Annotated in this window: 12 protein-coding genes; 10 read left to right on the forward strand and 2 right to left on the reverse strand. The window is 31.3% G+C overall.

Annotated features, from left to right (window positions below):
- Positions 1-22: 22 nt before the first annotated feature.
- On the reverse strand, positions 23-1,123 hold the full coding sequence (locus tag QJ521_RS03745) for an HAAS signaling domain-containing protein (protein WP_282839089.1): 1,101 nt from the start codon (positions 1,121-1,123) through the stop codon (positions 23-25).
- Complete coding sequence (locus QJ521_RS03750; RefSeq protein WP_282839090.1) at positions 1,113-1,436, reverse strand: PadR family transcriptional regulator; 324 nt, start codon at positions 1,434-1,436, stop codon at positions 1,113-1,115. Before QJ521_RS03750 ends, QJ521_RS03745 begins: the two co-directional genes overlap by 11 nt.
- Positions 1,437-1,776: 340 nt before the next feature.
- Here QJ521_RS03750 and aroF point away from each other — a divergent pair, with 340 nt between their 5' ends.
- The 10 genes from aroF (at position 1,777) to QJ521_RS03800 (ending at position 12,485) form a co-directional block, all read left to right on the forward strand.
- Positions 1,777-2,796, forward strand: coding sequence for a 3-deoxy-7-phosphoheptulonate synthase (aroF, locus tag QJ521_RS03755; RefSeq protein ID WP_282839091.1), 1,020 nt, complete (start codon positions 1,777-1,779; stop codon positions 2,794-2,796).
- A complete protein-coding gene (locus QJ521_RS03760; RefSeq protein ID WP_282839092.1) occupies positions 2,793-3,623 on the forward strand; it encodes a prephenate dehydrogenase in 831 nt (276 codons plus the stop codon). Before aroF ends, QJ521_RS03760 begins: the two co-directional genes overlap by 4 nt.
- Entirely contained in the window at positions 3,610-4,623 is a 1,014-nt protein-coding gene (aroB, locus tag QJ521_RS03765; protein ID WP_282839093.1) for a 3-dehydroquinate synthase, read from the forward strand. The genes QJ521_RS03760 and aroB overlap by 14 nt, the downstream gene beginning before the upstream one ends.
- Positions 4,620-5,879 (forward strand): 3-phosphoshikimate 1-carboxyvinyltransferase, encoded by a 1,260-nt coding sequence (aroA, locus tag QJ521_RS03770; protein WP_282839094.1) that lies wholly within the window; start codon positions 4,620-4,622, stop codon positions 5,877-5,879. The genes aroB and aroA overlap by 4 nt, the downstream gene beginning before the upstream one ends.
- Positions 5,869-6,123, forward strand: a complete 255-nt coding sequence (locus QJ521_RS03775; protein WP_282839095.1) for a chorismate mutase — start codon at positions 5,869-5,871, stop codon at positions 6,121-6,123. Before aroA ends, QJ521_RS03775 begins: the two co-directional genes overlap by 11 nt.
- Before the next feature lie 2 nt (positions 6,124-6,125).
- Positions 6,126-6,908 (forward strand): shikimate dehydrogenase family protein, encoded by a 783-nt coding sequence (locus QJ521_RS03780; RefSeq protein WP_282839114.1) that lies wholly within the window; start codon positions 6,126-6,128, stop codon positions 6,906-6,908.
- The gene (locus tag QJ521_RS03785; protein WP_282839096.1) at positions 6,901-7,893 is read left to right on the forward strand and encodes a chorismate synthase; all 993 of its coding nucleotides are present in this window, start codon (positions 6,901-6,903) and stop codon (positions 7,891-7,893) included. Before QJ521_RS03780 ends, QJ521_RS03785 begins: the two co-directional genes overlap by 8 nt.
- A gap of 97 nt (positions 7,894-7,990) precedes the next feature.
- Positions 7,991-8,350: an ArsR/SmtB family transcription factor gene (locus tag QJ521_RS03790; protein ID WP_282839097.1), complete on the forward strand. Its 360-nt coding sequence runs from the start codon at positions 7,991-7,993 to the stop codon at positions 8,348-8,350.
- A gap of 2 nt (positions 8,351-8,352) precedes the next feature.
- The gene (locus QJ521_RS03795; RefSeq protein ID WP_282839098.1) at positions 8,353-10,446 is read left to right on the forward strand and encodes a heavy metal translocating P-type ATPase; all 2,094 of its coding nucleotides are present in this window, start codon (positions 8,353-8,355) and stop codon (positions 10,444-10,446) included.
- Positions 10,447-10,520: 74 nt separating this feature from the next.
- Positions 10,521-12,485: an ATP-dependent DNA helicase RecG gene (locus QJ521_RS03800; RefSeq protein WP_282839099.1), complete on the forward strand. Its 1,965-nt coding sequence runs from the start codon at positions 10,521-10,523 to the stop codon at positions 12,483-12,485.
- The last annotated feature ends 20 nt before the right edge of the window (positions 12,486-12,505 follow it).

The raw sequence follows: 12,505 nt of genomic DNA on the forward strand, positions 1-12,505 counted from the left end.
CAGATTTCTCTGCTTTTTTTGTTTAAGCATTTTCAATAATGCCTGCCATTGGAATAATTAAGAATGCTAACCATGATATATGGAACAAATTAAAGAAGTATCCTAGTGAGAAAAACAGAATAACTGCAATAAATGGTGTAATTGCGACAAAATGGAACTTCTTTTCAAACAAAACAATAGCAGCAACCGGTACTAATAAGAAGACTTGCCATGCGTACGCCCAACCATTTAATAAAATACCTAGTAATAAGAAAGTCACAATACTAAGGATGATAATGGAAATAAATTTTAGCGATTTAGCACGATTTGCCTTGCTTAGTTTACTATCATAGAAGAAATGAATGTCACTAAAGATAATACCCATAATAACTGGTAGAGCAAACCCTAATGCACCCATTGACCACATATCATGAACATATCCCATGTATAAATAAAATCCTATAGCTAATAAGAATGACAACTCATAAGCTAATACAATCCACTTGTTTGGTTTATATAAAATACCAATCATTGGAACGATCAAGAAGACCAACCAACCAGGATTCCATAAGTCATAATATGTACCTAGAATCATAAATACAATAAGTGCAATAAATGGTGAGATAGCAACAAATGTATCTTTTTTCTTTGTTGTTAAAACGATTGAAGCTATAGGGATTAATAAAAATACTAACCAACCAGGGTGCCATAAATTATATTCAAATCCGATAAACAAAAATGTTAGCACACTTATAAAAGGTGAAAGTCCGATTAAGCCTTCTTTAATACTTGAATGAAATGCAATGGCAACCACAGGTGTTAGCAAGAATACAAGCCAACCCGGATGCCATAATTCAAAGGCGAAACCTAAAACCATATAAACAATTAAACTAATAAATGGAGATAAGGCAATTAACTTATTTCTAATATTTTTATGCTTTTTAATTCTTAGTGTATCTATTAAATCATAACTAACCTCTTTAGGATCCCCTAACATAGACCAAACTTCTTCATCAGATTTACCAGTACTTAATGCATCATCGTATAATTGGCCATAATCCATAAGAATCTCATGAATATCATCTTTACTTGCTTGAAATTTCATTAATTCAGCTTTTAACTTTTCTAAATATTTACTTTTCATTTTCCATACCTCCTAGTAATTTGAAGACACCTTTTAAGAATGTTCTCCATTCTGTTTCGTAGTCGTTTAATTTTTTAATACCTTCATTGGTGATTTTATAATATTTTCTTGGTGCACCAATATTGGTTTGTTCCATATAGGTGCTAAATAATCCTTGCCCTGTTAATCTTCTTAAAATAGGATAAACAGTATTTTCATTAACTTCAATTTCATTTGAAAGTTTTTCTATAACTTCAAAACCATACATATCTCTTTGGTTTATGATGCTTAGAATACACATTTCAAGAATACCTTTTTTAAATTGAGTATTCATCATGAACCTCCTTACTGTGTTTTGCACACTACTATAATATCACCTTACTGTGCAAAACACAATACCCAAAATAAAAAAAGTGAATTTTGTTGTTTTGATATTTGATTCTTGTCTTTTTAAAATTATTATGATACCATAACTACAAACAAAGAATAAAGGTTTAACAGGTGATTTCTATGTTTAATATCCAAAAAGCTGTTTATTATTACGCATATTGTTAAAAAAAGGATTGCAAGGCATTCCTTTTTAAGCGATTAAAGGAACAGCCAACACATGACAAACGTTCATCCTTGGGGTTCCTCAGGGATTTTTTTATACCCAAATCAAAGGAGAAGAAATTATGATTATTCAAATGAAGAAAAACTCTACACAAAAAGAGTACCAAAAGATTGTTGATTACTTAAAAGCAAAGAATCTTGAAATTATAGATGCAAGTAGCGATGAGGTTCGTGTTTTTGGTGTTATCGGAGATACGACAACAATTGAACCAAATGACTTGTATGCATTTGAAGGTGTTAGAGAAGTTACAAGAGTATCAACACCATTTAAGAAAGCCAGTCGGAGTTTTAAACGAAAAGATACTGTTGTTAAGATTAAAGAAGGTTTAGAGATTGGTGGCAATCATATTATTATGATGGCAGGACCTTGTTCAGTTGAATCGGAACAACAATTAAGAACTATTGCAAAAAGCGTTAAAAAATCTGGTGCTCATGTCTTAAGAGGTGGAGCATATAAACCAAGAACATCTCCATATGCTTTTCAAGGTTTAGAAATTGAAGGATTAAAGCTATTAAAACAAATTGGTGATGAGACAGGGTTAGCAATTGTTTCTGAAATTCCAAGTGCTGATTTATTACCAGAATTTGAAGCTTATGTTGATATAATCCAAGTTGGCGCAAGAAACATGCAAAACTTCCATCTTTTAAAAGCGTTAGGTAAAAGTACAAAACCAATTTTATTAAAAAGAGGGTTGGCATCTACGATTGAAGAATGGTTGATGTCAGCAGAATATATTATGGCTGGAGGAAATCCGAATGTGATTTTGTGCGAACGCGGCATTCGTACATTTGAAAAATATACAAGAAACACTTTAGACATTAGTGCAGTACTAGCTGTTAAAGAATTATCTCACTTACCAGTGATTATCGATCCATCACATGCAGCAGGTCGTTGGGATATGATTGAAAAATTATCTTTAGCTAGCGTAGCAGTTGGGGCACACGGTCTTATTGTTGAAGTTCATAATGATCCAGAACATGCTTTAAGCGATGGAGCACAATCGTTAAAACTAAATAAATTTAGTCAAATGATGGATGAACTCGATAAAATGGCAGTTGTCTTAGGACATAAATTAAAATGAAAATCTTTATTGTAGGACTAGGATTGATTGGTGCATCCTATGCCGAAGGATTGCATAAAAATGGTCATGTCGTCTATGGCTATGATCAAAAAATAGAAAATATTAAACAAGCGATTGAAATTGGATTTATTGAAAAGGAAAATCATATCGAACAAATAACCAAAGTTGATTTAATCATACTTGCTTTATATCCAAAAGATAATGTTATATTTATTAAAAATCACGTCAATCTTCTTAGACCAGGTCAAATGGTTACAGATGTTAGTGGAACTAAAGCATGGATGATGAACGAAATAGAACAAATCCTTCCAGAAAAAATATCTTATACTTCACATCATCCAATGGCTGGAAAAGAAACCAATGGTTTTGAATCAAGAGATTATCGAATGTTTCGTCAAGCAAACTTTTTAATCGTTACAGGAAAAAGAAGTGTTAAAAAAGATCAAGATATATTAAGACTTATCGCAAACAACCTAAAATTTGGTAAAATAACAGTAGTGGATGCGAAAACACACGATGAATTGATTGCTTTTACAAGTCAACTAACACATGTGTTGGCTATTTCACTTGTACAAAGTGATCATTTAGATGAAACCAAGCACGCAACAGGAGATTCATATCGTGATTTAACTAGAATTGCTAAAATCAATGAAACGATGTGGACAGAACTATTTTTCGAAAACAAAGATGCACTATTATTAAAAATAAACGATTTTATGAAAGAATTAAAACATGTTAAGGAATTATTATTAGTCGAGGATACAGAGAGTTTAACAACCTATTTAAAAGAAGCTAAAGAAAAGAGGAAATCTTTTGACATTCATTAAAATGCCTGATTATTCCATTTACATCGAAAATAACGGATTAAATAATCTATTTAAGTACATTGAAGAGATATACCCATATAAAGATGTGTTTGTTGTTACCGATCAAACGGTATTCAAACTATACCATCAAAGACTTTTAGATGTACTACCCGATTATAGAATCTCTTTTGTTATTGTCTCAGATGGAGAAAAATCAAAATCAATTGAAGTTTATCAATATGTTATTGAACAATTGATTGAACAAGGTATGAAAAGAACCCATTTATTGATATCACTTGGTGGAGGTGTTGTCGGAGATCTTGCTGGATTTGTTTCTGCCACATTATATCGTGGTGTATCTTATATTCAAATACCAACAACCTTACTTGCTCAAGTTGATAGTAGTATCGGCGGAAAAGTAGCAATCGACTTAAAAGAGGGAAAAAATTTGATAGGTGCTTTTTATAATCCTAAGCTTGTACTCATTGATCCTGTTTTCCTAAGAACTCTTTCAAAACGTGAGTACGCAAATGGACTAGCCGAAATGATTAAAGCAGGATTAATTGGTGATAAAAAACTCTATCATTTTTTACTAGAGAATGAAGAAGTTGGAGAACATGAAATCGCGATGGCGATTCATGTCAAAAGAGAAGTTGTTTTAACAGATCCTTACGACCATAAAGAAAGAATGTATTTAAACTTTGGCCATACATTTGGACACGCGATTGAGAAAAAGCATGGTTATGAACTATATAAACATGGTGAAGCTATTAGTTATGGTATGCTAATCGCGTTAGAAATTGGCGTTCATATGAATGAGACAAAGCCTGAGTTATACGATGAAGTTAAAGACCAATTGATTAAAAGAGGATTAGTTAAAGAACCTCTATTGTTATTAGAGAATTATAAAGATGAAATTTTAACTGACAAGAAAAATCTAGCTGATGGTTTAAGGTTTATTATTGTACCAAAGGTTGGTGAGGTTAAAATCGTTAAAGTGAAAGCAAGTGATTTAACATGAATATAACGATTACACCAAAAAAACTTTCTGGAGAAGTATCGGTTGTTTCATCTAAGTCATTATCACATAGATATTTAATTGCAGCAGGGTTATCAAAGGGAACAAGTGTGATTGAAAACATTCTTGACTCTGATGATTTGGATGCGACTAAAGAAGCATTGAAATCTTTAGGTGTAATAATAGATGGTAACCAAATTACTGGTGGTAACCTTAAAACTGTCAAAGATACGATTGATGCAAAAGAGTCTGGTTCTACATTAAGATTCATGATTCCAATCGCTATGCTTTTAAGAGATAAAATAACTTTTACTGGACAAGGAAGATTACCCAAAAGACCATTAGATGTCTATTTTGATATTTTTAAACAAAAACATTGTTACTATAATCAATTGACTACAGACTATCTACCATTAGAAGTCAAAGGTCAATTGAAGCCAGGATTCTATCAAGTGCAAGGAGATATAAGTTCTCAGTTTTTAACAGGACTTTTATTCGCATTACCACTATTAAAAAAAGATTCCGTTATAGAACTTATTACACCATTAGAATCTAAAGGTTATATTGATTTAACAATGGACGTTTTAAAATCTTTTGGTATTCAAATTGTACATATTGATGAGTTTATTTACATTAAAGGTAGCCAATCATACTTGCCACAAAGTGTAACCGTTGAAGGTGATTATTCTCAAGCTGCTTTTTGGATGGTTGCTGGATTAATTGGAAACCATATTGAACTATTTAATTTAGCACTTGACAGTAAACAAGGGGATAAAAAAATAATTGATATCATCAAAGAAATGAATGGGAATATTACCTATAAAAGTCTATCTAAATCTTATGTAGTAGAACCAAGCCTAACCAAAGGTGCAACAATTGATTTAATGCATGTCCCTGATCTTGGACCTATACTGATGGTGCTCGCTGCGCTTAGCGAAGGAACAACAAAATTCATTAATACTAGTCGTCTTAGAATTAAAGAATCTGATCGCCTACAAGCAATGTATGAAGTTTTAATTAAGTTTGATGTAGATATGGAGATATTGGGTGATGAAGCGATAATCCATGGTAAAAAAATTCTAAAAGGTCATCAAAGCTTTGATTCTTATGGAGATCATAGAATTACAATGGCAATCGCAATTGCGGCAATCAAAGCAGATGGACCTGTTACTATATTAAACGCTGGTGTAGTTAATAAATCATATCCAGAGTTTTTCAAAGTATATCAATCTTTAGGAGGTGCTATTCATGAGTCTTGAGAAATATAGAAAAATGATTGAAGATATCGATATTAAAATGATGGACTTATTCGAAAAAAGAATGCAAGTCTCTTTATTGATTGGTAAATATAAGAAAGATCATCAACTACCTATATTAGATAATAGTAGGGAAATAGAAATCCTAAACAAGAGAAAACAACAACTAAATAATGATGAACTTTGGCCACACTATGAATCATTTATAAAAGAAATTATGCGTCTATCTAAGGAGTATCAAAAGTGAAGATGCGTTATGGTTTAATAGGCAAAAATATTCAATACAGCAAATCTCCTACAATTCATGAGTTCATGGCTAAAAAACTAAACATTGATTTACGCTATGATTTGTTTGATATTGAGGAATCTGACATTCCGCATTTGTTTAAACACTTAAGAAATTACGTTTTCAAAGGTTTCAATGTAACCATACCATTTAAACAGATTGTGATGAAACATGTTGATGTTCTTACTTCCAAAGCAAAACGAATTAAGGCAGTAAATACCATCTATATTAAAGATGGAAAAATAGTTGGAGATAATACTGATTATGACGGTTTCTTAGGTTTACTTAAGATGAGTAAAATTAATGTTGAAAATCAAAGGATCTTTATTTTAGGAACTGGTGGTGCAGCAAAAGCTGCATATGTAGTTTTAACTGATCTTGGAGCAGATGTTACTGTTGTGACTAGGAATACAAACAATATAGATCCTATGTTTCAAAAGGTTATTACTTATAGTAAGTTATCATCTGATCAAGTTGATATTTATGTTCAAGCAACACCAATTGGAACGTATCCAAAAGTAACAGAGTCTGTTTTAAATCAATCATTGGTTGCAGGTAAAACAGTTATTGAATTGATTTATAATCCACCAATTACTCAAATGATGAAGTATGCTAGTAAAAGTTATGGTGGTGCAAACATGTTAATTTTACAAGCTTTAAGAAGTGAAGAGATATGGTTCAATCAAAAAATCAGTATAAACAATCAGTTAATAGAAGAATTAAAGGAAGTGATTTATAGTGAATAGTTATGGTCGTTTTTTTCAAGTAACATTATATGGCGAATCACACCAAGATGCTATTGGTGTTGTTATTGATGGAATGCCTTCAGGTATATTGATTGATGAATCAAAAATAAAAGCTGATTTAGTAAAAAGACAACCTGGAGCAATAGGAACTACACCTAGAAAAGAAGCTGATGAGTTTAGAATTACATCAGGTGTCTTTAATGGATATTCAACAGGATCACCCATTCATCTGATGATTGAAAATAAAAATATTCAATCTAAAGATTATGAGCATTTAAAAAAACATCCTAGACCAGGACATGCTGATTTTGCAGCAAATGTTAAGTATCGTGGATTCCAAGATTATCGAGGCGGGGGAAGGTTTTCAGGTAGACTTACAGCAGCATTGGTTGCTGCTGGAGCAATTGCTAAAATGATTATCCCTTTCGAATTATCTCACAAATTATTACAAGTTGGGAATTTAACTGATTTGACTTTGATTGATGAATATTTGGAAGAAGTTAGTAAATTAGGCGATTCAGTTGGAGGTTTGATCGAAGTAAAAGCAACCAACATGATTGTTGGATTAGGAGAACCTTTTTTCAACAAACTAGATTCTGAAATTGGAAAAATGATGTTTTCAATACCAGCTGTAAAAGGTGTTGAAATCGGAGTTGGCTTTGATTGTTTACTAATGAAGGGTAGCACTTATAATGATGAGATTATAGATGTACAAGGAAAAACAAAAACCAACCATAGTGGTGGGGTTACCGGTGGTTTAAGTAACGGTAACGATTTAGTTGTTAAAGTAGTAATTAAACCTACATCTAGTATTCAAAAAGAACAAGAAACATTTAATTTTGATACAGGTAAAATTGAATCTCTTGAAATAGGTGGACGTCACGATGTCTGTATTGCTAGAAGAGTTGGAATCGTTTTAGAAAATGCTTTAGCGATTGTTCTTGCAGATTTATACTTAATCCAAAAATCGTATATCACTAAATAGGAACTATGATTATAGTTCTTTTTTATTGAAGGTTGTATGATATTGTGATATTATATATATGAACATATGAGCAATCACTCATATGATGGAGATTAAAATGAAAGATTATTTGTGTGATGCAATATTCATTCACAAGAATGCAATCAAAGAAGTACAACAACATATATTAAAAGATAAAGAATTAGATACTGTTAGTCGTTTTTTTAAAGCTTTATCTGATCCGACCAGAATTAAAATCCTTTTCGCATTAGAAAAAAGAGAGTTATGTGTTTGTGATATTGCTGTTGTTCTTAAAATGACACAAAGTGCAATTTCTCATCAATTGAAAATTCTTAAAGATATTGATTTGGTAAGATCAAAAAGATCTGGGAAATCAATATTTTATACATTAGCTGATGAACATGTGCATGTAATATTCAATCAAGCAATAACCCATATCAAGGAAAGCATAAAATAATTATGAGAAAAAAGTATAACATCAAAAATATGGATTGTGCGAATTGTGCATTGAAAATAGAAAAAAAATATAGTGAACTTGATGGTGTCAAAACTGCTAGAGTCGATTTTGGACGTGAAAAAGTCTTTATTGAAGGTGATATTGAACAATATGATTCAAAATCATTGCAAAAAATAGCGCGAAAAATTGAGTCAAATATCATCGTCAAAGATGAAAATGAAAAGTTAAATGAAAAAACGACATGGATAAATAAAATAGAATTGCCAATAAACATCATGGGTGTTGTTTTAGTCGTTATTGCTTTAATTTTTAATTTTATTGATTCATTGGTTATTAGTCAAACATTGCTAGTGATAATTTACATTACCTCATATTTTTTTATAGGTGGCAAAGTCATCATCAGAGCTTTGACCAATCTGTTGAGAGGTAAAATTTTTGACGAAAACTTTTTAATGACGTTAGCAACCATTGGTGCATTAGCTATTAATGATTATTTAGAAGCAGTAGCAGTTATGTTGTTTTATAGAGTTGGTGAATATTTGCAAGACCGATCAATTGATAAATCTAGAAAAAATATTAAAGACTTAATGGATATAAAGCCATTAATTGCGCATTTACAAAAAGGTATGTATTTAACTGAAGTTCGTCCCGAAGATTTAGAGATTAATCAGATTATTATTGTTAAACCGGGAGAAAAAATCCCTGTCGATGGGATAGTTATTGAGGGCAATTCATCAGTTGATGCAAGCAGTTTAACGGGCGAATCGATGCCTAAGGATATTACTAAAGGACAAGAAGTGATTTCGGGCTCTCTAAATATCAATGCTCCATTAACTGTCAAAGTGTTGAAAAAATATCAAGATTCTACAGTTGCAAGAATTCTAGATTTTGTTGAAAACAATGCAAATAAAAAAGCGAAAACTGAAAAATTCATAACAAGATTTGCAAAATATTACACACCTATTGTTGTAGGCTTTGCGATAATATTAGCATTTGCTGTTCCTTTCATAATATCTAATATTACGGGGTCTACTTATCAAGATGAATTCGCTATTTATTTTAGAAGAGCATTAATATTTCTTGTAATTAGTTGTCCATGTGCACTTGTTTTATCAATTCCATTATCATTTTTCGCAGGTATTGGCGCATCCTCGAAGCAAGGCATATTATTTAAAAGCGGTAGTGATCTAGAGATGATGACTGAAATTAATCATTTTATCTTTGATAAAACAGGAACATTAACTAAGGGTAGATTTGAAGTATCCAAAATTGTATCAAATGATAAAGATAAATTATTGGAATACGCAGCTCATGTAGAGTCGCAATCAAATCATCCAATATCACAATCAATCCTATCTGCATATAATCAACAAATCAAAAATAAAGTTGACGATATCAAAGAAATATTTGGCAAAGGAATCCAAGCAATATATAATAACAAACAAATTTTTGTGGGAAACGCTATTTTTATGCAAGAAAATGGTCTTAATTATCAAAATCCAACTGATGTAGGAACGATCATTCATGTAGCAACACATCAGGAATATTTAGGATACTTAGTGATTAAAGATCAGATCAAAGAGTATTCAAAATCATTGGTAGAACAGTTGAATAAACAAGGCAAGAGTATATCAATGGTTACAGGTGATCAAGAATCATCAGCAAAAGATATAGGGAAACAATTAGGTATTGATTCCATCTATTTTAATTGTTTACCAGAGGATAAAGTTAGAATCGTTAGTGAACTTGTAAAAAAGGATAAAGTTGCATTCATTGGAGATGGAATTAACGATGCACCTGTGCTAACTGTGGCAAACCTAGGTATTGCCATGGGAGTTATAGGCAGTGATGCAGCTATTGAAGCATCAGATGCAGTTATCATGAATGATAATCCATCACAGATTCTGGTAGCTCAAAAAATAGCACAGAAAACAATGAAAATTGTTGTGCAGAATATTATTATGGCATTGGGAGTAAAAACGATAGTCCTAATATTAGGTGCATTGGGATTTGCTAATCTATGGTTAGCGATATTTGCTGATGTTGGTGTTTCTATTTTAGCGGTTTTTAATGCGATGAGAATTTTTAGGAAATAGAAAATGAAGCCAATAGATATGTTGGTTTCTTTATTTATATAGTGAATGAAGTATAATAGTTATAGGTGATTAAATTGGAAATAAAGCTTGATCAAATTAAAGGTGTAGGGCCAAGTTTATTACACGCATTTAGAAATCAAGGTATATGGTCAACATATGACCTTATTTTAAATTACCCCAAATCCTATGAAGATTTTTCAATTACGTCACTTGAACATGTAAAACATAAAGATATTATCACTGTACAAGGTATCATCACAACAGAACTTAAAATGTCTAGATATGCCAAATCTTCACCAGTTTCGTTTAAAGCCAAAGTTTTAAATGAAACGATTGATGTCATTGCATTTGGTCGTGGATATCTATTAAAAGCACTACAAAAAAATGATGAGGTAGTCATTAAAGGCACATATGATTTATTCAAAAATCAAATCAATGCATCTTCGGTTATAAAAGTCGATAAAAAAGTACCTATTAAACCACTATATAAAATAGAAGGTGTCCATGATAAAACGATATCAAATATCGTATCGACTATTTTTAATGAGAAACAAGTCAATATTTTCGAAACAATTCCACAGACTTTAATCAACCAATATAAGTTACTGCCAAGACTTGAAGCTTATCAAAAACTACATCTCCCGAACTCTTTTGATGATGTAGAAAAAGCAAGAAGAAGATTCAAATATGAAGAAGCATTCTATTTGCAACTAAAACTAGTATCCAATCAGCCTTCTAGTCACCAAAGACCTCCTAAATCATATGATATTCACAAGGTAAAAGATTTAATTCATCACCTGCCATATGAGTTAACTCAAGACCAAAAAGAGGCTGTAAACGATATATTTAGAGATTTTAAAAAGGATGTAGCGAGTTATCGTTTAATACAAGGTGATGTTGGTTCAGGTAAGACATTAGTTTCGTTATTAGCAATTTATGCAACGATTACTGCAGGTGAACAAGTATCTTTTATGGCACCTACAGAATTGCTTGCTAATCAGCACTTTCAATATTTTAGTAACTATTTAAAAGATGTAAAGATTGCGTTGTTAACAGGAAAAACTAAGAATAAAGATATTTTAAAAGAAAAAATCAAAAATCATGAATATGATCTTGTTATTGGAACACATGCATTAATAGAAAAAGATGTTGTTTTTGCTAACCTAGGATTAGTTGTTATTGATGAACAACATAAATTTGGTGTTCAAACACGAGAAGAACTTATAGAAAAATCAAATTCAAAAGATATTATTTATTTATCAGCAACACCAATTCCTAGAACTTTAGCAATGATTGCTTTTGGAAATTCTCATGTTAGTATTATTAAAGAGAAACCTAAACATCGAATCGCTATTGACACTAGATGTATAACTAAAAATCAAATTCAAAGAATGTATGATGATATGCATTCAGCTGTTATTCGAAAAGAACATATCTTTTTAGTTGTTCCAGCAATTACCTCAACGAAAGTTGATGATAATATCGAAACTGTATATGATGAAATTAGAAATGAGTTTACTGCACCAATCTTTGTCTTACATGGACGTCTTTCTTCAGATGAAAAAGAAAACATCATGGAGCAATTTATTTATACTCCTGGTAGTATTTTAATAGCAACAACAATGATTGAAGTTGGTATTGATATACCTACAGCTACTTTAATTGGCATTTATTCTGCAGAAAACTTTGGGCTCAGTCAACTCCATCAGTTAAGAGGTAGAGTTGGAAGAGGAACATTAGCTAGCGTTTGTTATCTAATATCAGAAAAAGATGATTTAGAAAGACTTACCTTGTTATCAAATACAAATGATGGATTCAGATTATCAGAATACGATCTAGTTTCAAGAGGTCCTGGTGATTTTCTTGGTGTTGAACAAAGTGGATATTTAAAATTTAATTTTTTAGAATTGTTAAAAGATTATCCGATCTTAATAGAAGCTCAAAAAAATGTAAGAGAACTGATTTCAAAACCAGACTTTAAAACAAATCCAGCATATAAATATTTGAACAAGTACATAACAGAGTCTTTGAAGATATGATATAATAAATTCAAATGAAA

The sequence above is a fragment of the Peloplasma aerotolerans genome (genome assembly GCF_030012175.1).
Taxonomy (GTDB): Bacteria; Bacillota_I; Bacilli_A; order Acholeplasmatales; family Acholeplasmataceae; genus Peloplasma; species Peloplasma aerotolerans.